The sequence below is a fragment of the Rothia uropygialis genome (assembly GCF_004137765.1).
Classification (GTDB): Bacteria; Actinomycetota; Actinomycetes; order Actinomycetales; family Micrococcaceae; genus Rothia.
This window is the reverse complement of sequence record NZ_NOIS01000002.1, coordinates 519,268-544,144: the sequence shown is the minus strand read 5'-3', so window position 1 is coordinate 544,144 and position 24,877 is coordinate 519,268. Positions and strand designations below refer to the sequence as shown.

28 protein-coding genes, 4 tRNA genes and 1 riboswitch are annotated in these 24,877 nt (G+C 62.1%); of the genes, 23 read left to right on the top strand and 9 right to left on the bottom strand.

Annotated features, from left to right (window positions below):
• Positions 1-16: 16 nt before the first annotated feature.
• The 4 genes from EWV35_RS06050 to EWV35_RS06035 all read right to left on the bottom strand — a co-directional run bounded on the left by EWV35_RS06050 (position 17) and on the right by EWV35_RS06035 (position 3,135).
• Positions 17-1,348: an HRDC domain-containing protein gene (locus tag EWV35_RS06050; protein ID WP_129659069.1), complete on the bottom strand. Its 1,332-nt coding sequence runs from the start codon at positions 1,346-1,348 to the stop codon at positions 17-19.
• Between the two features lie 161 nt (positions 1,349-1,509).
• Positions 1,510-2,094: a DUF3000 domain-containing protein gene (locus EWV35_RS06045; RefSeq protein WP_129659067.1), complete on the bottom strand. Its 585-nt coding sequence runs from the start codon at positions 2,092-2,094 to the stop codon at positions 1,510-1,512.
• 83 nt (positions 2,095-2,177) lie between these two features.
• Positions 2,178-2,654, bottom strand: a complete 477-nt coding sequence (msrB, locus tag EWV35_RS06040; RefSeq protein ID WP_129659065.1) for a peptide-methionine (R)-S-oxide reductase MsrB — start codon at positions 2,652-2,654, stop codon at positions 2,178-2,180.
• Complete coding sequence (locus tag EWV35_RS06035; protein ID WP_129360895.1) at positions 2,641-3,135, bottom strand: hypothetical protein; 495 nt, start codon at positions 3,133-3,135, stop codon at positions 2,641-2,643. Before EWV35_RS06035 ends, msrB begins: the two co-directional genes overlap by 14 nt.
• A 104-nt stretch (positions 3,136-3,239) precedes the next feature.
• On the opposite strand from EWV35_RS06035, the gene EWV35_RS06030 reads away from it, so the two are divergent.
• Positions 3,240-4,595 carry an alpha/beta hydrolase family protein gene (locus tag EWV35_RS06030; RefSeq protein WP_129659063.1) on the top strand — a complete coding sequence of 452 codons (1,356 nt, stop codon included), beginning with the start codon at positions 3,240-3,242 and terminating at the stop codon, positions 4,593-4,595.
• A 16-nt stretch (positions 4,596-4,611) separates the two neighbouring features.
• On the opposite strand, the gene ybaK is transcribed toward EWV35_RS06030, so the two are convergent.
• The gene (gene ybaK, locus EWV35_RS06025) at positions 4,612-5,157 is read right to left on the bottom strand and encodes a Cys-tRNA(Pro) deacylase (protein WP_129659061.1); all 546 of its coding nucleotides are present in this window, start codon (positions 5,155-5,157) and stop codon (positions 4,612-4,614) included.
• A gap of 21 nt (positions 5,158-5,178) precedes the next feature.
• Here ybaK and EWV35_RS06020 point away from each other — a divergent pair, with 21 nt between their 5' ends.
• From EWV35_RS06020 to EWV35_RS06010, 3 genes are read left to right on the top strand one after another with little or no spacing between them, the layout of a single operon-like run.
• Entirely contained in the window at positions 5,179-5,412 is a 234-nt protein-coding gene (locus tag EWV35_RS06020; protein ID WP_129659059.1) for a hypothetical protein, read from the top strand.
• Between the two features lie 8 nt (positions 5,413-5,420).
• Positions 5,421-6,479: a cell division protein ZapE gene (gene zapE / locus EWV35_RS06015; protein WP_129659057.1), complete on the top strand. Its 1,059-nt coding sequence runs from the start codon at positions 5,421-5,423 to the stop codon at positions 6,477-6,479.
• A 32-nt stretch (positions 6,480-6,511) separates the two neighbouring features.
• The gene (locus EWV35_RS06010; protein WP_129659055.1) at positions 6,512-7,252 is read left to right on the top strand and encodes a TSUP family transporter; all 741 of its coding nucleotides are present in this window, start codon (positions 6,512-6,514) and stop codon (positions 7,250-7,252) included.
• A 117-nt stretch (positions 7,253-7,369) separates the two neighbouring features.
• Here EWV35_RS06010 and EWV35_RS06005 read toward each other — a convergent pair.
• The 3 genes from EWV35_RS06005 to EWV35_RS05995 all read right to left on the bottom strand — a co-directional run bounded on the left by EWV35_RS06005 (position 7,370) and on the right by EWV35_RS05995 (position 7,666).
• Positions 7,370-7,441 (bottom strand) — tRNA-Val (locus EWV35_RS06005).
• Between the two features lie 27 nt (positions 7,442-7,468).
• Positions 7,469-7,539 (bottom strand) — tRNA-Cys (locus EWV35_RS06000).
• Between the two features lie 54 nt (positions 7,540-7,593).
• A tRNA-Gly gene (locus EWV35_RS05995) sits at positions 7,594-7,666 on the bottom strand.
• A 275-nt stretch (positions 7,667-7,941) separates the two neighbouring features.
• On the opposite strand from EWV35_RS05995, the gene EWV35_RS05990 reads away from it, so the two are divergent.
• The 16 genes from EWV35_RS05990 to hisF all read left to right on the top strand — a co-directional run bounded on the left by EWV35_RS05990 (position 7,942) and on the right by hisF (position 21,471).
• Positions 7,942-8,013 (top strand) — tRNA-Val (locus EWV35_RS05990).
• A gap of 241 nt (positions 8,014-8,254) precedes the next feature.
• Positions 8,255-9,142: a PD-(D/E)XK nuclease family protein gene (locus EWV35_RS05985; RefSeq protein WP_129659053.1), complete on the top strand. Its 888-nt coding sequence runs from the start codon at positions 8,255-8,257 to the stop codon at positions 9,140-9,142.
• A 20-nt stretch (positions 9,143-9,162) separates the two neighbouring features.
• Positions 9,163-9,768 (top strand): peptide deformylase, encoded by a 606-nt coding sequence (gene def, locus EWV35_RS05980; protein ID WP_129659051.1) that lies wholly within the window; start codon positions 9,163-9,165, stop codon positions 9,766-9,768.
• 2 nt (positions 9,769-9,770) lie between these two features.
• Positions 9,771-10,706: a methionyl-tRNA formyltransferase gene (gene fmt / locus EWV35_RS05975; protein WP_129659651.1), complete on the top strand. Its 936-nt coding sequence runs from the start codon at positions 9,771-9,773 to the stop codon at positions 10,704-10,706.
• On the top strand, positions 10,703-12,325 hold the full coding sequence (locus EWV35_RS05970) for a transcription antitermination factor NusB (protein ID WP_129659048.1): 1,623 nt from the start codon (positions 10,703-10,705) through the stop codon (positions 12,323-12,325). The genes fmt and EWV35_RS05970 overlap by 4 nt, the downstream gene beginning before the upstream one ends.
• An 83-nt stretch (positions 12,326-12,408) precedes the next feature.
• Positions 12,409-12,957 (top strand): hypothetical protein, encoded by a 549-nt coding sequence (locus EWV35_RS05965; RefSeq protein ID WP_129659046.1) that lies wholly within the window; start codon positions 12,409-12,411, stop codon positions 12,955-12,957.
• On the top strand, positions 12,954-14,177 hold the full coding sequence (locus EWV35_RS05960) for a PrsW family intramembrane metalloprotease (RefSeq protein ID WP_129659044.1): 1,224 nt from the start codon (positions 12,954-12,956) through the stop codon (positions 14,175-14,177). Before EWV35_RS05965 ends, EWV35_RS05960 begins: the two co-directional genes overlap by 4 nt.
• Before the next feature lie 86 nt (positions 14,178-14,263).
• Positions 14,264-14,956, top strand: a complete 693-nt coding sequence (gene rpe, locus EWV35_RS05955; RefSeq protein ID WP_129659042.1) for a ribulose-phosphate 3-epimerase — start codon at positions 14,264-14,266, stop codon at positions 14,954-14,956.
• Between the two features lie 13 nt (positions 14,957-14,969).
• Positions 14,970-15,110: riboswitch (FMN riboswitch) on the top strand.
• Positions 15,111-15,225: 115 nt separating this feature from the next.
• Positions 15,226-15,930 carry a nicotinamide riboside transporter PnuC gene (gene pnuC, locus EWV35_RS05950; protein WP_129360884.1) on the top strand — a complete coding sequence of 235 codons (705 nt, stop codon included), beginning with the start codon at positions 15,226-15,228 and terminating at the stop codon, positions 15,928-15,930.
• On the top strand, positions 15,930-17,006 hold the full coding sequence (ribD, locus tag EWV35_RS05945; protein WP_238654229.1) for a bifunctional diaminohydroxyphosphoribosylaminopyrimidine deaminase/5-amino-6-(5-phosphoribosylamino)uracil reductase RibD: 1,077 nt from the start codon (positions 15,930-15,932) through the stop codon (positions 17,004-17,006). The genes pnuC and ribD overlap by 1 nt, the downstream gene beginning before the upstream one ends.
• 2 nt (positions 17,007-17,008) lie before the next feature.
• A complete protein-coding gene (locus tag EWV35_RS05940; protein WP_129659038.1) occupies positions 17,009-18,304 on the top strand; it encodes a riboflavin synthase in 1,296 nt (431 codons plus the stop codon).
• Positions 18,304-19,005 (top strand): GTP cyclohydrolase II, encoded by a 702-nt coding sequence (locus EWV35_RS05935; protein WP_129659036.1) that lies wholly within the window; start codon positions 18,304-18,306, stop codon positions 19,003-19,005. The genes EWV35_RS05940 and EWV35_RS05935 overlap by 1 nt, the downstream gene beginning before the upstream one ends.
• Positions 19,006-19,014: 9 nt before the next feature.
• Complete coding sequence (gene ribH, locus EWV35_RS05930; protein ID WP_129659034.1) at positions 19,015-19,491, top strand: 6,7-dimethyl-8-ribityllumazine synthase; 477 nt, start codon at positions 19,015-19,017, stop codon at positions 19,489-19,491.
• A gap of 23 nt (positions 19,492-19,514) precedes the next feature.
• Positions 19,515-19,778, top strand: a complete 264-nt coding sequence (locus tag EWV35_RS05925) for a phosphoribosyl-ATP diphosphatase (RefSeq protein WP_129659032.1) — start codon at positions 19,515-19,517, stop codon at positions 19,776-19,778.
• A gap of 52 nt (positions 19,779-19,830) precedes the next feature.
• Positions 19,831-20,676 (top strand): ATP phosphoribosyltransferase, encoded by an 846-nt coding sequence (hisG, locus tag EWV35_RS05920; protein WP_129659030.1) that lies wholly within the window; start codon positions 19,831-19,833, stop codon positions 20,674-20,676.
• Positions 20,677-20,706: 30 nt separating this feature from the next.
• Positions 20,707-21,471, top strand: a complete 765-nt coding sequence (gene hisF / locus EWV35_RS05915) for an imidazole glycerol phosphate synthase subunit HisF (RefSeq protein ID WP_129659028.1) — start codon at positions 20,707-20,709, stop codon at positions 21,469-21,471.
• Positions 21,472-21,487: 16 nt separating this feature from the next.
• Here the strand turns inward: hisF and EWV35_RS05910 are convergent, their stop codons facing one another.
• Positions 21,488-22,168 (bottom strand): maleylpyruvate isomerase family mycothiol-dependent enzyme, encoded by a 681-nt coding sequence (locus EWV35_RS05910; protein WP_129659026.1) that lies wholly within the window; start codon positions 22,166-22,168, stop codon positions 21,488-21,490.
• Positions 22,169-22,227: 59 nt separating this feature from the next.
• Here EWV35_RS05910 and hisI point away from each other — a divergent pair, with 59 nt between their 5' ends.
• The 3 genes from hisI to EWV35_RS05895 are packed head-to-tail and all read left to right on the top strand — an operon-like array spanning position 22,228 to position 24,872.
• The gene (gene hisI / locus EWV35_RS05905; RefSeq protein WP_129659648.1) at positions 22,228-22,614 is read left to right on the top strand and encodes a phosphoribosyl-AMP cyclohydrolase; all 387 of its coding nucleotides are present in this window, start codon (positions 22,228-22,230) and stop codon (positions 22,612-22,614) included.
• Between the two features lie 33 nt (positions 22,615-22,647).
• Positions 22,648-24,234, top strand: a complete 1,587-nt coding sequence (locus EWV35_RS05900; protein ID WP_129659024.1) for an anthranilate synthase component I — start codon at positions 22,648-22,650, stop codon at positions 24,232-24,234.
• Positions 24,231-24,872, top strand: a complete 642-nt coding sequence (locus EWV35_RS05895; RefSeq protein WP_129659022.1) for a Trp biosynthesis-associated membrane protein — start codon at positions 24,231-24,233, stop codon at positions 24,870-24,872. The genes EWV35_RS05900 and EWV35_RS05895 overlap by 4 nt, the downstream gene beginning before the upstream one ends.
• Positions 24,873-24,877: the final 5 nt, after the last annotated feature.

Below are 24,877 nucleotides of genomic sequence, written 5' to 3'. Positions count from 1 at the left end.
GTCTTATCGGCACGAACTATTCCTCGAAGACTTGGCCCAGGACAGGGGACACGAGCTCGATCTGCCATGCGCGGGCCCCATAGCTTTCGAGCAATTCCGGGATTTCATCGGAGGATGCGAAGGGATGGTCCCAACAGAGCCTCCGGAGATGCTCGGGCGTCAGGAGATTCTCCTGGGGGAGGCCGTACGAATCCGCGAGCTCGGCGACGGCGTCCTTGGCCGGTTTGAGGATCTCGGCCGAGTCCGGACGTTTGGAGGCCCATGCCTTGATCGGCGGCGGCGAATCGCTCGGAACGTTGTACGGAACCTCCTCCTGCCCTGTAGCCGCGTTCCGGATTGCCTGGACCCAGCGGACCGATTCACGTCGGATCAATTTGGCGTGGAAGCCGGGAATTCTTTGCAACTTCGGAACGGTCTGAGGCATCGTTTTGGCGGCCGTGATCAAAGCGGAATCCGGAAGCAGTTTCTTGGGCGCGATGTCCTTGCTCTGGGCCAGCGAATCCCGTTCATACCAGAGATTACGGAGGGCGGTGAGTTGGCGGGCGGATCGAATCTGGCGAATGCCTTTGGTCTTTCGCCAAGGATCCGGTTTGGGCTCGGGATCCGGTGCGGAACAAATGGCGTCGAATTCCTCGATGGCCCAGGAGAGCTTGCCCTGTTCGCGCAAAACCTCCGACACGGCCTCCCGAAGATCGACCAAGAGCTCAACATCCAGGGCCGCATAAACGAGCCACGGTTCCGGCAACGGCCGTTTGGACCAGTCCGCTGCGGAATGTTCTTTGGCCAGGGTATAACCGAGAAGTTCTTCGGTCATGGCTCCGAGGCCGACGCGGGGCAGACCGGCCAAACGCCCAGCCAGCTCGGTATCGAAGAGCGCATCCGGATTCATGCCCACCATTCGCAGACTCGGGATGTCCTGCGTGCTCGCGTGAATGATCCATTCCGTACCGCGGAGAGCATCGTCGATGAGCGAAAGGTCATCGAATGCTTCCGGGTCGATGAGGAAAGTGGGCGAGTCGCCCCGTTTGAGCTGCACCAAGAACGGACGTTGGCCGTAGCGAATGCCGGATGCTCGTTCGGTGTCGATGGCAACGGGGCCATCGGCCTCGCTCAGGCTCTCGGCGGCCCGCCGTAGTCCCGCGGGGGAGTCGATGACTCCGGGGACTCCACCGGCTGGTTCATTCAGCTTGACGGTAGGCGGAATCACCAGTTCAGGGGTGAGCCCGAGGTCGGACGCGACCAGATCGTCGGACTCGACGGACTGGGCTTCCGTCTCGCCGGCGCTGAGCCCTTCTCCATAAAGTATTGGTTCCGTACCGTCCTGGGTATTCGCCGAACTGTCTTTCATGGCGCAATCACGGGTAGGGAATCCATTCTTCGTGTAGGGGACGGGGCCGTAAGCACCCGCGCGGTTCATTGTGCCCGAAGGCAAGTGCACAAACAGTCTAGTTCACGGGCCGGACAGGCTCGCCTCGACCGGTTCTGGGTGCAGTCGATACGTGAGTCGTCTCAGATCCGGCCGCCCGGAAATCGGGCGACATCCTCCGGCAACGGAGGTAAGCCCGCGTAGGTGCAGACCATATCGGCCCATGCCTCGAGGTGCCGTTGCATGTCTGGCCCCCGCGGAGTCCACGATGCTCGAAGCTCGATTTCGATACGTTCACTGTCTTCTTCGAGGATCCCGAAGCCCTGGGAGAATGCGCGGGTGGCTGTTCCTCCGGCCCTGTTGTGTCGGGCTTCCTTGCGGTCGAGGGCTTCGAGGAGCCAGTCCCACGCGACAGAGGACAGCATCTGTTCGGCCGCGACGTCGGGCTCGACGGTCGCCCGGATATAGCTGACGACGCGGAAGTCGCCTTCCCAGGCCTCTGGGCACCGAGGATCGTACAGAAGCATGAACCTCCCCAGCGCAAGTTGCTGATCGTGGTTCGACGGATCCGTGACGCCCGCGCCGAGGCCCACACCATAGGGCGCGAGATGGGTCGGGGCGTCGATGCTCGAAAGCGACAATTCGGGTTGGAAGCGAGCACGCCGAAGCGAGCTCAGGGCTTCCCTGAACTGGATCGGCGCGCTTTTTTCGTCCTGACTAGCCGTCACGTAAGTCAGGCTACGGTGGTCCGCCAAAACCTTGGATAAGGCGCGCCGGTCGAGCCCGGTGTTCCGGGGACGTTACGCGTCCTCTAGGAAGCGGGCGTGAATTTCAACGACACGGAGTTCATGCAGTACCGGAGATCGGTCGGCGTTCCCAGCCCCTCGCCCTCAAAAACGTGTCCGAGATGCGAATGGCAGTTCGCGCACTGAACCTCAATGCGTTCCATCCCCAGAGCCGTGTCCTTGATGTAACGGACACGATCCTCTGCCAAGGGAGCAAAGAACGAAGGCCAACCGCACTGGGCATCGAACTTCGTGTCGGCGGTGAACAATTCGGCACCGCAGGCGCGGCACGAGTACGTTCCCGAAGAGAACTCGTCCCAGTATTCGCCGCTGAAGGGCCGTTCGGTACCGGCTTCGCGGAGCACCGAGTACTCCTCGGGCGAAAGGATTTCCTTCCACTCGACTTCGGTACGGTTCGCGGAGGTTCCATCTGCCGCGACGCTCGAGTTGGCGCCATCGGTGTTGAGAGCTGAGCGTTTGAATGGATTATTAATCATCGACATGTCCTGTGCCCCAGTACAGATGCAAAACCGGCACCCCCAGGGTCTTTTCCGCTTCGTTGGACCAATGGATATTCAGTGTGTCTTCGACGGGATGGGGCTCGGTGATGATGAGTACCTGGTCGATACCATCAGCAACTTCCTCCCGCATGGCTTGGAGAGGATCGCCTGCGACGACCCTGCCCCGGGCAGGAAAACCTGAATCGCTCAGGGTCTGCAAGGACCCTTCGAGAATCTTTTCGGCATCCGCTTCTAGCGTTGCGGGCCCCTTCTCGGCGTGAGAGACCACGTGAAATGCTTGCTCAAAGTCCAACAACGCGAGCTGGTCCAAAAATTCCAGCCACAATCTTTTGTTGAGAGCCGTCGGGACGATGACACGGACGTCGTCTTGAGGCGTTGAACCTTCCTTGGGCGCCACAATATTGATGTTGTCGATCTCTGTCTGCCCGAGTATTGCCTCGGTAACCACCAGCAAGTTGCTCATGTCCCCGATACTACTAGGGAAAACAACGGCCATTGGGAGTTGTTTGACGGGCCGAGGGGCACAATGATGAAGAAGGCACGCAGACGAAAGGCCGGTAGATTCACGTGAGAACGAGCGACTTTCGGGCGCGATTGCTGCCCACCTCATCGCGGTGGCGGCCCGGTTCTTCCCCAGCACCGGTCGAGGTCCGTCGCCCGTGGGTGTCCGGGTTGCGTACGGGCCTGGTCGCGGGTGCCGGCGCCGCTGGATTGGCCGTTGGCTTGGTGGCAACCGTAGCGGGCTTCTACGCCCGAACCATCGTGACGCCGCCAAAGCCTGGCAACGAATCGTTGCGGATCCTCGGCGTGGGTTATGGGACCGCCGAACCTGCGGCAGGGATGCCACCGTCGACGGTCACTCTGCCGGCCAATGAGGAAACCCTTGTGCCCGGACGCTACATGCTGTTCTTCGACGGGGGTCGCGGTCATGCCCTTATCGGCGACGTCGTCTCCTATTCGCCTCGACTGGAGACTGTGACCCGAAGCGTGGAGGATGTCCGCGAAGGCGACCTGTCCGTGGCCAAACGCGGGCGCTGGTCCGGCGCGATCTATGAGACCCCCGCGAGTGCGGGCTTTGACTACACCGAAGTCACCCTGGAGCTTCCGGTTGGCGAAGCGCCGGCCTGGGTGGTTCCGGCGCCGGCCCACTCGACCTGCCGGACATGGGGGATCATGATTCACGGGCGGGGTGCGGGGCGCCAGGAAACGCTGCGTTCGCTCGAATCGACCCAGGACCTGGGCATGCCGACCGTCCATATCTCGTACCGGAACGACAGGGATGCTCCGCCTTCGGAAGACGGACGGTACGGTTTGGGCTTCACCGAGTGGGAGGATGTCGAGGTCGCGATACGTTACGCGCTGGACAACGGAGCGCGCGACGTCGTGCTGTTCGGCTGGTCCATGGGCGGCGCGATCGCGCTCCAAGCGACCGACAAGTCGCAGTACCAGCACTTGATCCGGGCCCTGGTGCTCGACGGCCCGGTGGTCGATTGGTTCGAGCTGATTCGCTATCACTCGCGGATGCAGCGTCTGCCGTTGCGGGCAGGCCAACTCGTGGCCGACCTCTTGGCGGAACCGCGAGCCGCGATGATGACTGGCCTGGATACCCCGATTCTGCTGTCCGACCTCGACTGGCTCTCCAGAAGCGGTGAGCTCCTGACTCCGACCCTGATCATTCACTCCGTGGACGACGAATTCGTTCCGGCGAACACGTCGGTGGAACTCGCCTCGAGGAACCGGCTGGTGAGCTTGGTCCCTTTCCACAAGGCCCGGCACACCAAGGAGTGGAACGTGGATCCGGCCCGATGGAAAAAAGCGGTCACCGAGTGGCTTCCGAACTACCTGTACTACGAGAAGCAATCGACGGAGCCTGCCGAGGGGGAGTCTCCCGTGGAGCTGTCGAAGCGCCAAGCCGACTACTGAGTTGCGCCGAGAGAATTTAGTCGGCTCCGATGTCCGCGTAACGTCCCTCGGTGGCGCCCAGCAGATCGGCGGGGGACAACTCGACGTCGAGACCGCGCTTGCCGCCCGAGACCAGGACGGTGGGGTAGAAGGCGGCGCTCTCGTCCAGAAGCACAGCCACGGGGGTTTTGTGGCCCAGAGGAGAAATACCTCCGACGACGTATCCACTGCGTTTTTCCGCGACGGCCGGATCCGCCAGGGACGCCGATTTCCATCCCATGGCAGCCGCAGCGTGCTTGAGATTGAGCTTTCCAGACACCGGAACCACGGCCACCGCGAATTCCTTGTCATGCGTGATCATCAGGGTTTTGAAGACCTGACCTGCTTCGCGTCCGAGTTTTTCTGCGGCCTCGGATCCGAACGACCCCGCGGCGTCGTCGTGGTCATACGGATGCACCTCGAAAGCGATGCCGGCCTCCTGAAGGGCTGCTACCGCGGCCGTCGGGGCGGCGCCTGTCGACGGGGAATTCTTTTTCCTGGACAAGGCTAAACCTTTCTCGAGGAACTTGAGTTCTGTGTTCATGGTAGGCAACCAGTAGTCGCCATGGAGGTAGTCACTGCGTTCTTTTGCTCTCCCGATATTGAGAAACGTGTCACGATCGCCCCGCCGTGCGTGCACGGATCCGGTCGTCGGGTGCTCAATACCTCGGTGGAGGCTGAAGGCGAGGTTCTCGGCGGCTACACTCGCATTTGGGCCATGACGCTTCCGTCGTGGCTTCGCTGGGAGGTCGTCTCTGGGGAGACGGCGCCGAGCAACCGCATTCGAGAAATTGTTTAAGGAGCAAGGTGCCCGAAGCCTCCATCCGTCTGGTCGATCGTCGTCCGAGCGTGTCCGCAGAGGAACTCCTGAAGGGGTTCAAACCGTCCGAGCGTTTCGGTGAAGTCTCCTTTGACACGTACATTCCGGACCCGAACCAGCCCTCGCAGGCTCATGCCGTCGAAGCTCTGCAAGAATTCGGGCGATCGGTCGGAGGAGCAAAACAGGGCGGGGGGTTGTTATCGAGGCTCTTTGGCAAAAACGCACCGAAAAACGACAAAGCGGGCATCTATCTGGACGGTGGCTTCGGCGTCGGCAAGACCCACCTCTTGGCTTCGCTCTTTCACCAGGTTCCCGGCCCGAAAGCCTTCGGCACCTTCGTCGAATACACAAATCTGGTGGGAGCCCTGACGTTCCGTAAAACGGTCGAGGCGCTCTCCGATTACAACTTGGTGTGTATCGACGAGTTCGAACTCGACGACCCGGGGGACACGGTTCTGATGTCGCGGCTGATGCGCGAACTGTCGGATGCGGGCGTCAAGCTCGCTGCGACGTCGAATACTTTGCCCGGTTCTCTCGGCGAGGGCCGATTCGCGGCAGCCGACTTCAAGCGCGAGATCCAGGTCCTGTCCGACCAATTCGACGTTATCCGTATCGACGGCGAAGACTATCGTCACCGTGGATTGCCGGAAGCCCCACGCCCGGTGGACAACGAAGGATTCGATGACGCCGTGGTCGCCCGCTTCGGCCGAGACCACAAGGTCGCTGTCGACGATTTCGACCAGCTCATCGAACACCTCTCTCAGGTGCACCCGAGCCGTTATCGGCAGCTGATCGAAGGACTTGAGGGCATTGCCTGGCGTAACGTCAGGCCCATTACGGCTCAGGCGGTGGCTCTACGTTTCGTCGTCCTCGCCGACCGGTTGTACGACAAGGATCTGCCGATCGTCTCTTCTGGGGTTCCCTTCGACCAGGTCTTCACCGAAGAAATGATGGCCGGCGGATACCAGAAGAAATACTTCCGTGCCGTCTCACGCCTGACGGCATTGGCTCGTGAGGGAATGCTCGAAGAACCCGTCGAAAAGTAGAGGCTCTCGAGACCGGAGAAGGTGAGTCCCTCATGCTGTGGTTGATCCTCCCGGCCGTCTTGCTGGGGACAGTTTTGCAACGGATTTCGGGGACCGGTGTCGGCCTCGTGGTCGCTCCGGCCTTCGCGATTGCGCTGGGCGGTTCCAATGGTGTCTTCCTGACCAATGTCACGACCACCGTCTCTGGATTCCTCCTGACCTGCGCGCTGTGGCGCATGGTCAATTGGAAACAATGGTCGATCCTGTGCGCGAGCGCCCTGATCGGCACGGTCCCGGGCGCCGTGATCGTTCGGCTGACTCCGGGCCCGATCCTGCAACTGGTCGTAGGTCTCGTGGTGTTACTGGGGATGGTCGTAATTCTTGTTGGCAACCAGGGAAGCGAACGGTACGGCAAAGGTCTCACGGTCGCTTCCGGTGCGGCCGGCGGTCTGCTCAATGTCACGGCGGGGGTTGCGGCACCGGCGATGGTCGTCTATTCCCGGGTCACCCGATGGAAACAAGCCGAATACTCCGCGACCATGCAGCCCGTCTTCATGACACTGGGGGTCACGTCTCTGGCGGCAAAATTCTTGGCAGGGGCCGTCCAGCACGCGTCCACGCCGACGCCGTGGCTCTTCGTCGGCGTTGCCGCCATGGTCCTGTTGGGGTTAGGAATCGGCACACCGCTGGTGAAAAGGGTGCCGGCGTCGACCGCGAGGACGCTCGCGCTGATCCTGGCCGGTTCGGGGGCGGTTCTGGCGATCCTGAAAGGTGCGCTGGGGCTCTTCGGCTAGACATGTGGGTCGGCGCGATCTCTCGGGGCAGTTATTCGTGATCGGATCGCATCCGATGGGCCATCCCGTCGTCGGACGCACAAAGGCCCCGGTTCCGTAGAACCGGGGCCTTATCTGTGCGCGATACTGGGATCGAACCAGTGACCTCTTCCGTGTCAGGGAAGCGCGCTACCGCTGCGCCAATCGCGCTGGATACATATTTTATTATGTACTGCGAGGTGAGGACGGGATTCGAACCCGCGTTCACGGCTTTGCAGGCCGCTGCCTAACCACTCGACCACCTCACCATGTCCTGATCGAAGGACTCAGGGCCTATGCCCCACGATGTGAAGCAATCTGCGAGCGGTTGACGGGATTCGAACCCGCGACATCCACCTTGGCAAGGTGGTGCTCTACCAGCTGAGCTACAACCGCATGTTCAACGACCTCAAATTTTACAACCTGAGCTTCGGCGGGCTTTCCTTCAGTCCGTCGCGCTGACAGATGAATACTCTACACATCCTTGAGAGCGATGCAAAATCCGGATTGCCGCCGCACTATACCCCCGGAGTCCCGCGGAATTCCGCGGGATTTGTGTCCTCTGGCGACACAAACCCCTCTCCAAAAAATTTGTGTTGTGTGTCACCGGCAGGCTCGAGCTCTCAAATTGACTCGATTGGCCGGTGTCCCTAAACTGAATCGAGTGCTGAGCGCGATTGGCGCAGTGGTAGCGCGCTTCGTTCACACCGAAGAGGTCACTGGTTCGAACCCAGTATCGCGCACGTAGAGCGCTGGAGACAGCTCGTATCAGGCCCCCGCCGGAAGCATCCGGGCGGGGGCCTTTTGCGTGACATGGGCCCGCATGGGTCGTCTTAATGCGCGGCGAGGGGGCTTCCTAGCGGCAGACTGGCATGAGGCGGCCCGAGGGCATCGTGCACCGGCACTGTCGGCCATGCCCAGTGGAGTCTCCGCCTGATGATCTCAGGGGCCATCACAACGTAAGCGAGAAGGACGGTTTATTTCATGACCCAGCCGAGGCTTGCGACCCAGACCGAATATGGGCGCATGTATGCACGCTCGGTCGAGGGTGACCCCGAAGTACCGTCGATCACCACGGTGATCGGGCAGTACGCGCAGGACCTCGGAGGGTGGCATGGTTACATGGCGGCCAAGGCCGCTCTCGAGGACGACCGTGCCATGCGTGCCTCCCGTTCCGTGGGCCTCAAACATGCCGTGATTCGCGATGCCGCGGCCGCGGCCGAAAGGTACCGCGATCAGGCCGCCGCCCGCGGAGACCGTATCCACAATTATTGCGAAAACGTAGCCCTGCGAGTCATGGGACAGGACCACGAAGCGGACGAGGCCAGGGAACATCTGCGCCAGTACGGAGAGACCGCGTGGGCCGACCGGTTCGATGAATGGTGGGACCTGTACCGGCCGGAACCCCTGGCCGCCGAGGTCACCGTCTGGAACCAAACCGTGGGCTACGCCGGTACCCTCGACCTGGTCGCGAGGATCGGTGGGCGTGTGTGCATCATTGATTACAAGACCAAGGGGACAGACCGTAAGAACCGGGTCAAGCCTCTGGACACCAAAGTCATTATGCAATTGGTCGCCGGGGTCAAGGCCGAAGAGGCGTTGGTCGACGCGGAAACCGGAACGTGGGGACCGTGGGAATTCGGGGACGCACCCGTACTTCTGGGCGTCGCCCTGGGAGAGACCGAGGTCAAGCCTCAGCAGGCCAATCCGGACCTCCTCAAGCACAACTGGTTCAAGTTCTGCGCCCTCCGTAAAGTGTGGGAATACCACCGGTCGGTGGATCTGGCTCTCACAGAAAGTGCTCTCCAGCCCTTGATGCCGGTGGTCCCGCCGCCGCCCCGGATGCATATTCCAGAACAAGACGCCAGCTAGAGAAAAACCGAAGGAATCCGATGACCGTTCTCTCCGTCCGCACGATCGGCGATCCCGTGCTCCGGACCGTCTGTGAGCCCGTGACCGAATTCGACGCGGAACTCTCACGACTGATCGACGACATGATCGAGACGATGTTCGACGTCGACGGGGTCGGTCTCGCCGGCCCGCAGGTAGGCGTGGCACTTCGCTTGTTCACGTATGGCGTCGAAGGCCCGCAGGGCGAGGTGGGCCATGTGATCAATCCCGTCATCGAGTTGGGGGAGGAGCCTCAGGAAGGCGGTGAAGGCTGCCTTTCCGTCCCCGGGCTGAACGGGGACGCACCACGGAGGCAGTGGGCCCGGGTAACGGGCGTGGACCGGAACAACACCCCGATCGTCGTCGAAGGCGAGGGCTTGTTGGCTCGGTGCCTCCAGCACGAGACGGACCATTTGGACGGGAAACTGTACATCGACCGCCTCGTCGGCGAGGACAAGAAACGAGTCATGCGGGCGATTCGTTCCGCAGACTATGGCGAGGTCTCCGCGGGAGTGCAGCGGCGCCGTGCGAGCAACGTGTCCAGCGGATTCGGAATCGGTTCCTCTTTCGGATCCGGTTCTTCCTTCGGCGCCGCCGGAGGTGCCTGATGATGCGCGTGCTCTATGCCGGAACCCCGGATGCAGCGGTCGAACCGCTCAATGCATTGATCGACGCAGGCCTGAACGTGGTCGGCGTATTGACCAGACAAGACGCGCCCGTTGGACGGAAGCGGATCATGACTGCCTCTCCCGTCGCCAAGCGGGCCGAGGAGCTCGGGCTCCCCATTATCAAAGGGAATCGGTACGACGACTCCGTTCACGCTGCCGTTGCGGATCTGGCACCAGATGTGGCGGCCGTGGTGGCCTACGGAGCGATTCTGCCGCGTCGGGCCTTGGACCTCGTCCCTCATGGATGGGTCAACCTCCATTTCTCGACCTTGCCCGGTTGGCGCGGTGCCGCCCCTGTGCAAAGAGCACTCATGGCCGGTGAAAAGGAGTTGGGAGCCTCGACCTTCCTCATCGAAGAAGGCCTCGACACCGGTCCCGTGTACGAAACATTGGTTGAACCGGTAGGTGCGGACGACACGGCAGGGACCATGTTGACGGCTTTGGCCACCAGCGGTGGAAGACTTCTTGCCGAGACCCTCAGAAACATCGGTTCCGGGACCGCCGTCGCGACCTCGCAGATCGGTGAACCCAGTTTCGCTCCCAAATTGAATATCTCAGATGCCCGCATCGATTGGACCGGAAGTGCCTCCGACGTTGAGGCCCATGTCCGGGGAACCACGCCGGAGCCGGGCGCTTGGACGGAGCTGAAGGGGCAACGCGTGAAAATGGAAGGCCTGCACGCATTCGACCCTGGCGACATGGCCAGTAGCCGTGTTCCGGGAGCAGCCAGGTTGGAAGGAAAGAACGTCGTGGTCACGTGCGGGGAAGACGAAGTCGTCGTCGATCGCATCCAACCCGCCGGGAAAAAGATGATGAACGCGGCCGATTGGGCGCGGGGCGCAGGAAAAATCGACCAGGAGACCGTGATCTTTGAATGAGTGAAAGCAACAATCGCCGCGGTAACCGAAGCGGGCGCCCGGACACGAGGAATGCACGGCGCGATGCCCAGGGACGGGAAAGAAACCGGAAGGCCCAGGGAAAGCGCGAATTCTCGGCATCGGCACCGAGCGGACGACGCAGGGTCGCGGACCCGGATCGGCTGGTCGCGTTCGAAGTGCTGCAAGCGGTCGAAAGTCAGGACTCCTACGCCAACCTCGTGATGCCTCAAGCGATTCGCAAGCACCGCTTGGACCGGAGAGACGCCGCCTTCGCGACCGAACTGGCATACGGAACGCTCAGGGAACGCGGAACCTATGACGCCATCTTGTCGCGCTGCCTCGACAGATCCCTCGACAAGACGGATCCGAAAATCGTCACGGCCCTCCGTCTCGGGGCCCATCAGCTTCTCGGAATGCGCGTGCCGAATCACGCGGCCCTCAACCAGACCGTCGGACTCGCCCGGGGTGTGATCGGCGCCGGTCCCGCAACACTGGTCAACGCCGTGCTTCGGCGGGTCAGCGAGAAGTCTCGGGAAGACTGGATCGCGGAGCTAACGGCCGACGTCACGGACGACATCAAGCGCATGTCGATCGAAGAGTCGCATCCCGTATGGATTGTCCGCGCCTTCAGGCAGTCACTTGCGGCCCACGGTCGCGTCCCGACCGAAATCCAAGACCTTCTGGCGGCCGACAACGCGAGCCCCTCGGTTCATTTGGTTGCATTGCCAGGATTCGGCGACCTGCGCGAGGCCCTCGAGAACGACGCGAAACCCAGTGAGCTCGTCGAAGGTTCCGCGACCTACAGCCACGGCGATCTGGGGCGCTTGGAATCGGTGCGGTCCGGCACAGTCCGGGCGCAAGACGCCGGATCCCAGCTCGTCGCCCGCGCCCTGGCCGCCGTCGAGTTGGAAGGAACGGACTCGGCATGGCTCGACCTGTGCGCCGGCCCCGGTGGCAAAGCCGCACTTTTGGGCGCGCTCGCTTCGGCGCGGGGGGCGGCGTTGGTGGCCAACGAATCGTCGGAGCATCGAGCCGAATTGGTCAGGAGCGCTCTGAAACCCCTCCCGGAGAACGCGTATTCGGTTCTGACCGGTGATGGACGGGACATCCACCAGAACCTGTTGAAGGCCGACCTTCCCGAGGAGATAAGCCTCGCGGTTGAAGCGTTCGGCGAGGGCGGAGAAATCTTCGACCGTGTCATGGTCGATGCTCCGTGCTCGGGACTGGGCGCCTTGAGACGTCGGCCCGAAGCCCGGTGGCGCAAGAAACCGGGCGACATCGCGGATCTCATGTCCTTGCAGCTCGAACTGGCGAAGTCGGCGATATCGGTCACTCGTCCGGGCGGCGTCGTAGCATACGTCACTTGTTCTCCGCATCCGGCCGAAACCCAGAATGTCCTACTCGATATTCTCGAGACCGGCGACGTCGAGCTCCTCGACACCGCCTCAGCCGTTCGGGCGGTCGCCAAACCGGGCGTCCTCGACGGCGATTCCGCGCCCGGCACGAGGGTGCCAGGCATCGAACCCGCGGAAGGACAGGATGACGCGACCACGGTTCAGCTCTGGCCGCATATTCACGGAACGGACGCAATGTTCCTGGCGCTCTTGCGCAAAAAGTAGGAGCTCCACAGCCAAAGTTCCGGACCCGTTCTCGGGTCCGCGCTCGCACCCGGACGAACCACATCAGAGGGAATTACTGTCACGTGAGAACCGCATACCGCATCAAACCCCGATTCGGGGCGAGGGCCTGGTGGGCCATAATCGGCATCGCCGTGATCCTGCTCGGAGCCCCCGCCGCGCTCAACGCCGCGGTCACGGATGCGGACCCCGTGATGTCTCAGGTCGAGCTCGGTTCGGAGGACTACGGCTGGACCATAGGAATGCATGACCGAGACGGTTCCGAATTGGCGTGCGAACAGCACTTCGATGACCCTATGACCGAACGCTGGACCTGCGGCGATACCGAGATCCGTACGACGGTGGTTGAGAACGCCGAAGACCAGGATCTGGCCTTGCGCAGAATCATCCGGGGAGTCGGAGTCGGCTGGAGGGTCCTCGACCAGAATGCCCCTATAAGACACCGAGCGGAGGCCCGCCAGATTGAGGACACCGCCGCCGATGCGACGGCGATCTCGCTGGAAGGGGCAGACGAACATCGAGATCAGACCGTCATGGTCGTCGTCTCAGGACCGGATCGCATGAAGTATTCGGACCTCGTGTGGCACAACGTGACCTCGGGAGGCCGGTCATGAGCAAGATATATCCCGTTTCATTGTGGATACTGATCGGCCTCGGAAGCCTGGTCTCGGCCGCATTCGTGCTGATCTCCTCCCTCACATCACCCAGCGGGACGGCGGTCGGACTTGCCTCGGCCGTGGTCCTCTCCGCAGTCCTGATCCTTCTGTTCCGTCTCCTGCCGACCTGGCCTCGCGCCGGTTTCGGCTGGTCGGCCGCCAGTTTCCTCTGGGGCGGCAGTGTAGCCGTCAGCCTGGCCCTCGCCTCCGGGCCAGGGCTGAGCGGCTTGGTCCAGAAAATCGGATGGTATCCGTTGGACGCGTCCCTCTCGGGCGCGTATCCCGAAGAATTGGGCAAGGCACTGGGCGTTCTTCTGATCCTGTTCAGCTTTCGGAAACTCAATCGACCCTGGCACGGGCTCATGACCGGTGCGATGATCGGCCTGGGTTTCGAGGCCGTGGAAAATATTCAGTACGGTGCTATCGGCGCGATTCTGAATCCCAACGGCGACGCCATCGGTTCCCTGGAGATGTGGGGCAACCGAACTCTCTTCGGAATCGGTCTTCACGTGGTTTTCACGAGCCTTTCCGGGTGGGGGATCGGACGAGCGCTCTTCCTGCGAGACCGCACGACCGGCAAACGCTGGCTCACCGGTGCCGTCTGGGTTCTCGTGGCGTTTCTGTTGCACTTCGGGTGGAACATACAGTGGGGTGACAACCAGGTTCAGCTCATCGCGCTGATCGTCACGGCCGTGGTCGTGTACGGCGCATTCCTCTGGGTCCTGATTGTCGCTTCTCGCCAGGCACGAAGAGACCGCTTGGATCCGTCCACCGTGTCGGTGATTCTTCAGCGGGGGAGCCGAATCCCTCCGATCGTCGCGGTCCTGCCGTCCGAAAATGAGGTGCGTCCCTTCATCGAGCAAGCGATCGGGAGGTATCCGCACACGACGTTCACGTCGGAGACCCTGAGATTGGGATCGAACCTCTTGGGCGACGGCGACGACCCGCAGGCTCCCGGAGTCCACGAGGCCAATGGCATCGCCGAAGAAGACGCCTTGCGAGTTCCTGCGGGGCCGATCGGGGAAGTGTGGCTCGTGACCAGTCGGCAGTATCCCGGCCACTATGTGCTCGGCGCCTTCGTCGACGAGGAGATTGCCCGTATGGTGGCCGAAAGAATTCGGCGGTCCTCAGGGGACACGTCGGTCGAATGTGCCCCGCATGCCGTAACCCGCACCTGATGAGAGCTGCCCGGTAGGCTGGAGAGCAACCCGACCCAGGGCGGGTCCGGTAACCATACTCAGTGTTGTGCAATCAGGAGGCCCACGTGAGTCATCTCCACATCAACCCGTCGATTCTTTCCGCGGACTTCTCTCGACTGGGCGAAGAATTGCAAGCGATCGAAACCGCGGACGCGGCTCACATAGATGTCATGGACAATCATTTCGTGCCGAATCTGACCTGGGGACCGGCTGTCGTCGAACGGTTGCACGAGGTCTCACCGGTTCCTTTCGACGTTCATTTGATGATCGAGGACGCAGACCGCTGGGCGCCTCGATACGCCGAAATCGGATGCGAATCCGTAACTTTCCACGCGGAGGCGGCTATAGCCCCCATCAAGTTGGCCAGGGAACTGCGTTCTCAGGGCGCCCGGGCCGGGATGGCACTTCGCCCGGCCACACCGGTTGAGCCATATCTTGAAATGCTCGACGAACTGGACTTGTTATTGGTCATGACGGTCGAGCCAGGGTTCGGAGGACAGAAATTCCTTGACCTCACCCTGCCGAAACTGCGTCGCGCCTCGGAAGCAATCCGCGGATCCGGGGGCAGGGTGGCCCTCCAGGTCGACGGGGGAATCTCGGAAGAAACCATCGGCAGAGCCGCGGAGGCCGGCGCGGACGTTTTCGTAGCCGGATCGTCTGTTTACGGAGCGGAGGACCCGGCTGCCGCGATCGCCGGATTGCGTTCCGTTGCGTCCCGTGCCGTCGGGGATTCGACGCGGAACGCATTTATGCCATAATCAATGTCACGCAATCGTGCTCCGGGGGTCGGTGAAATTCCGAACCGGCGGTGAGAGTCCGCGACCCGCAGTCCACTCGAATGAGTCTTGGAACCTGCGGCCGAATCGGTGAAATTCCGGTACCGACAGTACAGTCTGGATAAAGGCGCACGAGCAGAACGCGGCACACGCCGAGGAACAGTCGTTCTCCTCGAAGATCGATTTTCTCGCCGGACGTGGAGTCGTTCGTTGTGTTCTCCCCGGAGCCTCCGCAGCTCGGAAGGAGAACAGTGAATATTCTGCGGTGGCTCTTCGACGCTCAGCTGACTATCGGCGGAGGTTTTATTCTCTGGCGCGAGGTTCTGGGCAACCTCTTCGGCCTCGCGTCCGCCCTCGGCGGAATGCGTCGCAAGGTTTGGGCGTGGCCCATCGGCATTGCCGGCAACCTCTTGCTCTTCACGGTATTCCTGGGGGCCGTCTTCGGCTCGCCGCACCCCGTCAACCTCCTCGGCCAAGCCGGTCGTCAAATCATGTTCATCATCGTCTCCGTCTACGGCTGGTACCAGTGGAAAGCCGCGAAATCCCAAGGCCACGCAGCCGTTTCGCCTCGGTGGGCCTCGTGGAAGGAACGACTGGTCCTGGTTGTCGCCCTGTTCGGGGGCACCGCACTGCTGACCCCGGTCTTCAGAGCGCTCGGCTCCTACGAACCCGTGTGGTCCGACGCATGGATTTTCATGGGCTCTCTCCTTGCAACATGGGGCATGGCCCGCGGCTGGGTCGAATTCTGGCTCATCTGGGTTGCGGTCGACATTGTTGGCGTACCGTTGCTTTTCTCGGTCGGCTATTACGCTTCAGGTCTGATGTATCTCTTCTACGGTTGCTTTACCTTGACTGGTTTCTTTATCTGGTGGCGCACGAGAAATCGTGAGCACAGGGTCCAGGTCGAAACCCGCTTCCCGGATCCCACCGTCGACGTCGACAAGGATTCCAAGTGATGGCCCCGGAATTCAGCACATCGGATCATCAGGCCATGACGACCGCCCTCGACGTCGCGCTGTGCGGCCCACGGGGTGCGAACCCCCTGGTCGGGGCCGTTTTGGTCGACGAAACCGGCCGGATACTTCACACCGGCCGGCATCTGGGCACCGGGACGCCGCACGCGGAAGCGGATCTGATCGCCTCGGCGCGAGCGGAAGGGACCGACATGCGGGGAACCACTCTCTACGTCACGCTGGAACCCTGCAACCACGTGGGCCGAACCGGTCCGTGCTCGCACGCAATCCTCGACTCCGGGATTCGCACGGTGGTCTACGCCGAACCCGACACCACGAGCAATGCTTCCGGAGGCGGGCAATTCCTTGCTCGTCACGGGGTTGACGTCCGGTCCGGTCTGCTCGCGGATCAAGCCCATCTCCTCAATGTCCGCTGGTGGGAGGCCCAGAGGACTGGACGCCCCTTCGTGACTGCCAAAGTGGCCGCGACCCTGGACGGATTCGTGGCGGCCCAGGACGGCACGAGCCAATGGATCACGGGTCCAGAATCCCGCGACCACGGGCACCGGATACGCAACCGTGTCGACACGGTTCTCGTCGGTACCGGTACCGTGCTTGCCGACAATCCTCGACTGACAGCGCGAACACCCGATGGCGTGCTTGTGGAGCATCAGCCGCGCCGGGCCGTTATGGGACGCAGGCACGTGCCGGAGGACGCGGCAATACATCTCGACGCTGGGTTCACCAAGCTCGACACCAGGTCCCCGCGAGAAGCCCTGGAACGCCTTGCCGGAGAAGGCGCGCGGCATGTGCTTGTCGAAGGCGGTCCCGGAATCGTCTCTGCATTCCTCGCCGAGGACCTGGTCGACGAAATGTACTGGTACACGGCCCCAATGCTCTTCGGTTCTGGACGATCCGCCGTGGGCGGCTTGGAAACCGCGACTCTGGGGGACGCCCATTCTCTGGCGGTGGACGCCGCCGGTTCCGAGGCCGACGGAACCACCTCCGGGATTCGGCTTCTCGGACAAGACACCCTCACCCACCTCACCGCCTCGCCTGCGGTCAACAGAAAGAAGTAGACATGTTCACCGGAATCATCGAGTCCTTGGGAACGGTCGAGAAGATTGAAAAGCACACGGATTCCGCGGTCCTTCACGTACGTGCCGGCCGCATCGCCGCAGATCTGCCGGAAGGGGGATCGTTGGCCGTCAACGGCGTATGCCTCACCGCGACCCGGACCGACGCCGGAACGGACCTCTTCGTCGCCGACGTCATCGGAGAAACACTCGTCCGCACGAATCTGGGTGCGTTACGGGAAGGGTCACGCGTCAATCTGGAAAGGTGCCTTCCCGCCGACGGACGCTTCGACGGCCATATCGTCCAAGGACACGTGGACGGGACGGGGACCGTAGAGTCCATCGAGGAGCATCCCGACTGGTCGGTGATTCGCGTGACCGTGCCTGCTGGCCTCGCCCCGCAGATCGCGGAGAAAGGGTCCATCGCACTGGATGGCATCTCGCTCACCGTCACCGCAGTGAGCCGTCCCGACGAGCAGCAAGCCTGGTTCGAAATCGGTGTCATCCCCACGACGCTGCGCGCTACAACTTTGGGCACGGTCCAACAAGGAGACACCGTCAACCTCGAGACCGACGCCGTGGCGAAATACCTCCTGCGAGCTCGTCAGTTCGAGACCGCGCCGGCGGAGACAGGAGTCGCTTCTTCCCCCTCGCCGCTCGGCCGAACCCAGGAGACATTCGATTCGATTGACGACGCCATCCGTGTGATTTCCAGGGGAGGACTCGCGGTCGTCGTCGACGACGAGGATCGGGAAAACGAAGGGGACCTCATCGGCGCGGCCGCTTTGGCCGACCCAGCTCGCCTCGGATTCATGGTGCGGTATTCGTCGGGCGTGGTGTGCGCTCCGATGACGACCCAGCGTGCCGACGCCCTCGAGTTGCCGCCAATGGTGGCTCACAACGAGGACCCCAAAGCCACCGCCTACACCGTCACCTGCGATGCGGCCTACGGCGTCGAAACCGGGATCAGCGCTCAGGACCGAGCCAAAACCCTCAACGTTCTGGCCGGATCGAGCTCGTCACCCGACGACCTGACCCGGCCCGGCCATATCCTTCCGCTTCGGGCGGTCGACGGTGGCGTGCGAGCCAGAGCAGGCCACACCGAAGCTGCCGTGGAACTGGCCCGGCTCGCGGGACTGCCGGAAGTCGGATACATTGCCGAGCTCATTCACGACGACGGCACGATGATGCGCTTCGACGATCTGCGGGCCTTCGCCGATCATCATGGTCTGCCGATGATCTCGATCGAGGCATTGGCCGCCCGACTGAACCAGATGGATGCCGAAAGCGTGGAGGCATAATGGCCGAGCTTCCACACGACGACGACCCCGTCGACTCATCGCGTCCCGTCGTCGTACCCACACCTCACGGGAACTTCTCGATGCGTGCCTGGTCCTTTCCGGATCAGCACGAGTTGCTCAGCGCGACCGCCGTGGACGACCAGGGTCGCGCAAGAGACGGAGAAAACCCGACACCTCTTGTCAGGATCCACTCCGAGTGCTTGACCGGCGACGTCTTCGGATCTTTCCGGTGCGACTGCGGACCCCAACTCCATCAAGGCCTCGAACAGATCTCGGCCCAAGGTGGAACGCTTATTTACGTCAAAGGTCATGAAGGCCGGGGGATCGGGCTGGTCAACAAGCTCAAGGCCTACGCTCTGCAGGATGAGGGCATGGACACCGTCGAAGCGAACCTGGCTTTGGGGTTCCTTGCTGATGCACGGGCCTATCGGCAGGCGGCCCGTGTACTCCGGGAATTGGGGATCACGCATCTGCGTCTGATCACCAACAACCCCGCAAAAGGCGAGGCGCTCGCGGAGCTCGGGCTCACGGTTCAGTCTTTGGAAGCCGACGAGGTTCCTCCCCGGCACGAGAACGCCCGTTATCTCGCGACGAAACGCGATCGGATGCACCATCGACTGGTGCTTGTTCCCCCAAACCTCGACGGGGGTGCGCCTCGGGACTCCGACGGCCTCCCCAACCAACCAACTGAAGACCTCTAAGGAGACATCATGAGCGGAATCGGATCACCCAGCACGGAGCTCGGGCAACTTCAGACCGAAGGACTGAAAGTCGCCGTAGTCGCTGCATCGTGGCATGAGCAGGTCATGAATGGCCTCCTGGACGGGGCGCAACGAGCCCTCCGCGATGCCGGCCTCGACGAGTCGGCGACACTCGTTCGCGTACCGGGGTCCTTCGAACTGCCCGTTGCCGCGCGTCGTCTTGCGGACAATCACGACGCCGTCGTGGCACTCGGCGTCGTGGTCCGGGGAGGGACCCCTCACTTCGAGTACGTGTGCGCCGCGGCGACGGAAGGCCTGACCCAGGTCAGTGTCCAGACCGGCACACCCGTGGGTTTCGGCGTTCTGACGTGCGACGACGACGAGCAGGCCCTCGACCGTGCTGGTTTGGAGCACTCGAGTGAGGACAAGGGTTACGAAGCCACGGCCGCCGCGGTGCAGACAGCGGTAACACTCGCTCATGTGTGATGGCCGCGGGGTAACCTGGGCAAGTGAAAACCTTTGAAGACCTGTTCTCTGAACTGACCACCAAAGCCACCGATCGGCCGACCGGTTCCAAGACCGTCGCCGAACTCGATTCCGGGATCCACGGGATCGGGAAGAAAGTGGTCGAGGAAGCCGCCGAGGTCTGGATGGCCGGCGAATACCAGACCGACGAGGAGCTCTCCGAGGAGATCTCTCAGCTGATTTACCATCTTCAGGTCCTGATGATCGCCCGCGGGCTCAAACCCGAAGATATTTACAAGTACCTCTGAACCAGCATCGGACCACGGGAACGATCGTTTCCGCAAGGACTTAAGGACTTTCATGTTGCGCATAGCCGTGCCCAATAAGGGCGCTCTTTCTCAGGCCGCACAGACCATGCTCTCCGAAGCCGGATATCTCCAGCGACGAGACACTCGTGAACTGGCCATCGTCGATGAGGTCAATCAGGTCGAGTTCTTCTACCTGAGGCCTCGGGACATTGCGGTCTATGTTGGGCACGGGACCCTCGATGTCGGAATCACCGGCCGGGATCTGCTTCTGGATGCGGAGGCCGATGCGGACGAGGCGCTCGGCCTCGACTTCGCTCGTTCGACCTTTCATTTCGCGGGGCCCGTGGGACAGTTCTCGTCGATCGAACAGTTGCAGGGAAAGCGGGTCGCGACAAGCTATTCCAGCCTGTTGCGCAATTACCTGGCCGAAAAGAAAATCGACGCGTCGGTCGTTCGATTGGACGGCGCGATCGAATCGTCCATTCGTCTGGGTGTAGCCGATGCCATTGCGGACGTCGTCGAAACCGGAAACACCATGCGCGCGGCGGGCCTGGAAATTTTCGGAGAACCCATCATGCGCTCAGAAGCCCTGCTCATCAAGAGACGCGGTCTCGAAGACGCTGCGGGCTTGGAGGTTCTGTCCCGCAGGATGCGCGGCGTGCTCGTCGCCAGGCAGTACGTCCTGATGGATTATGACGTGAGCGAAGAGAACCTGGCCGCGGCCACCGCGATCACCCCAGGTCTCGAGGCGCCTACGGTCTCGCCCCTGCAACGCCAGGGCTGGTACGCCGTGCGGTCGATGGTTCCCCAGCGCTCGACCAACCAACTCATGGACAGTCTCTACGAGGTCGGAGCCCGTGCCATCCTGGTGTCACCGATTGCCGCGGCCCGGCTCTGAACCGCCGCTTGTCGGAGGAGGAAAAGCAACATGACTGTAGCTGTGAGAGTGATTCCGTGCCTGGACGTCGACGCCGGACGTGTGGTCAAAGGAGTGAATTTCGAAGGGCTTCGGGACGCCGGAGACCCGGTCGAGCTGGCGAAGCGTTACGACGCCGCCGGAGCCGATGAACTGACGTTCCTGGATGTCACGGCGTCCTCGTCCGCACGCGAGACGACCTATGACATCGTGGCCCAGACAGCCGAGCAGGTCTTCATTCCGCTCACCGTCGGCGGAGGAGTCCGCACGCCCGAAGACGTGGATCGGCTCCTGCGCGCAGGAGCCGACAAGGCCTCGATCAACACCGCCGCCATCAACAATCCCGAGGTTATCGATGCCATCGCCGAACGCTTCGGAAACCAGGTGCTGGTGCTGTCGGTCGATGCCAAACGCACCGGCCAAACCTCATCCGGTTTCGAAGTGACGACCCATGGCGGACGACGGGCCACGGGGATCGACGCTCTGGACTGGGCCCGCGAAGCGGCCGAACGCGGGGTCGGGGAGATCTTGCTGAACTCCATCGATGCCGACGGCACCAGGGACGGATTCGACCTGGAGATGATCCGGGCGGTCAGGGGCGTCGTGGACCTTCCCTTGATTGCTTCGGGCGGAGCCGGCGAACCCGCGCATTTTCCGGAGGCCATACGGGCCGGGGCCGACGCGGTACTGGCCGCGTCGATCTTCCATTTCGGGCCGGACACTGCGATTCAGGACGTCAAGACCGCGATTCGAGAGGCCGGGTTCGAAGTCAGATAAGCGGGTGAGAATCCGTTCAGTATTCGACCTTGACGTCGGCGGCCTCGCGGCGGCCGAATAGATACAAAAGGATTTCAAGGGGCGTTCCCGTAATCGTGACCGGTTCGCCCGTACTCGGAGCCTTGACGACCTTTTGCACGAGCCCGCTGACTCTGGAGGCCTCGGCGGGCTTTCGGAGCGTTTCCCGTCCGAAAACTGGTGAGCCCTGATCGTCGGTGCCGACGATCGTCAGGCCGTCGGGGTAGCTCTTGGAGAACACTTTTCCCTGCGAAGACAGCGTTTTCCAGATCTTTTCGTCCTCGTGATCCACCCGGGACTCGCCACCGTTCATTTCATTCGCAGCCGGGGACCCTCGGAGCACGTCTTCTCGATGGACCACGTACTCGACGTAATTCATTCCCGCGTCCACGGTTCCGTGCATTCGGTTGGGAGCTTTCGCCTGTGCGAATTTTTCCACCGCTTCCATGTACAGGCGACCGTCGGTCAGCTTCTCGGCAAGTTGTTCGGTCTTCCTTTCGGTTCTCGCTGCCAGCGGGGACAGAACGATTCCTGCTGCGATGTCGGGCCGGGTCTCGCGGAGGAGCAAGTGCGCCACCATGTGCTCCGTGTTCCACCCTTCGCACAGTGTGGGCTTTCCCGGACCGGTCTTTTGAAGGACTTCGACGAGTTGGTTTCTGAGATCTGTGATCGCGCTCATGTCCTCATCCTAAGACCGCCGGGTGCCAAAGGGACACCACACGGTAGAGTAAAGGCTTGATGATGACTCAGTCGCGCGCCCAGGACACGGCGCTCTCCGCAGAGATCGAAGAGCGCCTCAAATACGATGCACAAGGATTGGTTGCCGCCATTGTGCAGCAGCATGATACCGGAGAAGTCCTCATGCTTGGCTGGATGGACGCCGAAGCGCTCCGTCGGAGCCTGACCAGCGGACGCGTGACTTTCTGGTCGCGGTCCCGCCAAGAATATTGGCGCAAGGGAGACACGTCCGGACACCGCCAATACGTCAAGTCCGTGGCTCTCGACTGCGACGGAGACGCACTATTGGTGCGTGTGGACCAGATCGGGGCCGCATGCCATACCGGAACCCGCACTTGCTTCGACGGGCGTGAGCTTCCTGCCGTGGTCGGAGACACGGAAGCCTGAGCCCTCAACACCAACTGTTGTAAGGACGCAACCATGACCAGTCAGCAACAAGAACTGCCGGGGCAGATTCGCCCCACGAGAGAGGAATTCCGTGAGCTCGCGGCTCAGCGTCGCGTCGTCCCGGTGAGCATCAAAGTCGTCGCCGACTCGCTGACGCCCATCGGAATCTACCGTTCGCTCGTCGCTCGGGACGGGCGGGCTAAACCTGGGACTTTTCTCCTCGAATCCGCAAATGCTGGGGCCCAGTGGTCGCGATATTCGTTCATCGGCGTCTCCTCGAGATCAACGCTGACCACCAAAGACGGTAAGCCGTTCTGGCAGGGCACGGTGCCAGAGGGCGCGAGGACAACCGGCAGCCCGGTCGATGCCATACGTGACACGTTGGAGATGCTCCACACCGAACCCTTCGAGGATTTGCCGCCCCTGACCTCGGGTCTGGTCGGGTACTTGGGCTGGGAAACGGTTCGGTACTGGGAGAAACTGCCGCACCCGCCGACCGATGACCTCAACCTGCCCGAATTCGCCCTCAACCTGGTCTCCGATATGGCGATCCATGACCACAAAGACGGGTCGGTGACCTTGGTCGCCAACGCGGTCAACTGGGACGGCACCTCCGAACGGGTGGATTGGGCCTACGACGACGCCGTCTCCCGCGTCCGCTCCATGTTGAAGCATCTGGCGGAGCCTTTGGGACGAACCACCGTGTCATACCTGTCGGACAACGACGCTCCGGCCAATCCGTTCGCGGAAGACGTCACCGAAACGTGGAGCCGTCAGCAGTACATGAACTCGATCGTCGAGGGAAAGCACGCTATCCATGACGGCGACATCTTCCAGATCGTGATTTCTCGACGATTCGAAGCCGAGACCGATGCCCTGCCCCTCGACGTGTATCGCGTCCTGAGACAGACCAACCCCTCGCCGTACATGTACCTGTACACATTCGAGGATCCGGAAGGGGAACCGTACTCGATCGTGGGGTCCTCGCCGGAGGCCCTTGTGACCGTCAGTGGTGACAGAGCAACGACGCATCCGATTGCCGGGTCGAGGCCGCGAGGAGACACGCATGCGCACGACGTCGCGCTTGCTGAAGAGCTCCTGGCGGACGAGAAAGAACGCTCGGAACACCTGATGCTCGTGGACCTCTCCCGCAACGATCTGTCCAAAATTGCTTCTCCGGGCACCGTAGCGGTGACACAATTCATGGAAATTGAGCGCTTCAGCCACATCATGCACATTTCTTCGACGGTTGAGGCCCGGATACGGGAGGACTCGAATGCCTACGACGTCCTGAAGGCCACGTTCCCGGCGGGTACGCTCTCCGGAGCGCCCAAACCACGGGCCATGCAATTGCTCGACGATTACGAACCTCATCGCCGAGGCGTCTACGGTGGCGTGGTGGGTTACTTCGATTTCGCCGGAAACATGGATATGGCGATCGCGATCCGCACCGCGCTGCTCAAGAACGGGCGTGCGTATGTACAAGCCGGGGCCGGTATCGTGGCAGATTCCGTACCGGATACCGAGGCCGATGAAACCGTCAGCAAGGCTGCTGCTCCGTTACGAGCCGTGCTTCGAGCTCGTAACCTCACGAGCCTGGCAGAGGAGGACCGAATATGAGCGAGGATCCCGCCGAAGGGTCTAAGACCACCGCCGAAGTGGCCGGGAACACCGATGAGAACACGAAGAAGGCGGGCTCCGGGCGCATCATTTTGACGAGCCTTCTGGTCCCGATCCTCGCTTTCATTACGACCCTGTTCCCGTGGATCCACGCCAATGTCTCGAGTGTCCTTTCGCAGGTCAACGTGGACGTCAAAGGAACCGATGCCGCCCCAGCGGTTTCCGCGCTCGGCCTGGTCGCCCTCGCGGGCGTTGTCGCGGTCCGGATTGCGGGCAAAATTTTGCGCGCCGTCATCTGTGCGGTCATCGCTCTGGCCGGTGCTGGCATGGCGATCGCAGCCCTGACCGCGGCGATCAACCCTCAGGACGCGGCAATGACGAAGGTCGGTGAAGCGACTGGGACCAATGGTCCCGGCGGAAGCTACGTGGTGACGGTGTGGCCGTGGCTGACCTTCGTCCTCGGACTCGCCACGGTTCTGGTCGCGGCCTGGCTCTGGTGGTCCAGCCGCCATTGGAAGACGACCTCGCGTCGGTATGAACGCGAGTCGCAACATTCGGTCCAGAAGGGTGAGAACCCTCACGCAGACGATATCGACACTTGGGATTCGCTCTCCGAGGGGGAAGATCCCACGCGGTAGCGGAA

What these genes read in the sequence shown, in the direction of transcription:
- hisG (WP_129659030.1), top strand. Translation starts at nt 19,831, where the DNA reads ATGTTGCGCATAGCCGTGCCCAATAAGGGCGCTCTTTCTCAGGCCGCA.
- EWV35_RS05910 (WP_129659026.1), bottom strand. Translation starts at nt 22,168, where the DNA reads ATGAGCGCGATCACAGATCTCAGAAACCAACTCGTCGAAGTCCTTCAA.
- EWV35_RS05985 (WP_129659053.1), top strand. Translation starts at nt 8,255, where the DNA reads ATGACCCAGCCGAGGCTTGCGACCCAGACCGAATATGGGCGCATGTAT.
- fmt (WP_129659651.1), top strand. Translation starts at nt 9,771, where the DNA reads ATGCGCGTGCTCTATGCCGGAACCCCGGATGCAGCGGTCGAACCGCTC.
- EWV35_RS06035 (WP_129360895.1), bottom strand. Translation starts at nt 3,135, where the DNA reads ATGAGCAACTTGCTGGTGGTTACCGAGGCAATACTCGGGCAGACAGAG.
- EWV35_RS06020 (WP_129659059.1), top strand. Translation starts at nt 5,179, where the DNA reads ATGGAGGTAGTCACTGCGTTCTTTTGCTCTCCCGATATTGAGAAACGT.
- msrB (WP_129659065.1), bottom strand. Translation starts at nt 2,654, where the DNA reads ATGTCGATGATTAATAATCCATTCAAACGCTCAGCTCTCAACACCGAT.
- EWV35_RS05940 (WP_129659038.1), top strand. Translation starts at nt 17,009, where the DNA reads ATGTTCACCGGAATCATCGAGTCCTTGGGAACGGTCGAGAAGATTGAA.
- EWV35_RS05960 (WP_129659044.1), top strand. Translation starts at nt 12,954, where the DNA reads ATGAGCAAGATATATCCCGTTTCATTGTGGATACTGATCGGCCTCGGA.
- EWV35_RS05970 (WP_129659048.1), top strand. Translation starts at nt 10,703, where the DNA reads ATGAGTGAAAGCAACAATCGCCGCGGTAACCGAAGCGGGCGCCCGGAC.
- EWV35_RS05895 (WP_129659022.1), top strand. Translation starts at nt 24,231, where the DNA reads ATGAGCGAGGATCCCGCCGAAGGGTCTAAGACCACCGCCGAAGTGGCC.
- def (WP_129659051.1), top strand. Translation starts at nt 9,163, where the DNA reads ATGACCGTTCTCTCCGTCCGCACGATCGGCGATCCCGTGCTCCGGACC.
- EWV35_RS06010 (WP_129659055.1), top strand. Translation starts at nt 6,512, where the DNA reads ATGCTGTGGTTGATCCTCCCGGCCGTCTTGCTGGGGACAGTTTTGCAA.
- EWV35_RS05900 (WP_129659024.1), top strand. Translation starts at nt 22,648, where the DNA reads ATGACCAGTCAGCAACAAGAACTGCCGGGGCAGATTCGCCCCACGAGA.
- EWV35_RS06050 (WP_129659069.1), bottom strand. Translation starts at nt 1,348, where the DNA reads ATGAAAGACAGTTCGGCGAATACCCAGGACGGTACGGAACCAATACTT.
- hisI (WP_129659648.1), top strand. Translation starts at nt 22,228, where the DNA reads ATGATGACTCAGTCGCGCGCCCAGGACACGGCGCTCTCCGCAGAGATC.
- EWV35_RS05935 (WP_129659036.1), top strand. Translation starts at nt 18,304, where the DNA reads ATGGCCGAGCTTCCACACGACGACGACCCCGTCGACTCATCGCGTCCC.
- ybaK (WP_129659061.1), bottom strand. Translation starts at nt 5,157, where the DNA reads ATGAACACAGAACTCAAGTTCCTCGAGAAAGGTTTAGCCTTGTCCAGG.
- ribD (WP_238654229.1), top strand. Translation starts at nt 15,930, where the DNA reads ATGGCCCCGGAATTCAGCACATCGGATCATCAGGCCATGACGACCGCC.
- ribH (WP_129659034.1), top strand. Translation starts at nt 19,015, where the DNA reads ATGAGCGGAATCGGATCACCCAGCACGGAGCTCGGGCAACTTCAGACC.
- hisF (WP_129659028.1), top strand. Translation starts at nt 20,707, where the DNA reads ATGACTGTAGCTGTGAGAGTGATTCCGTGCCTGGACGTCGACGCCGGA.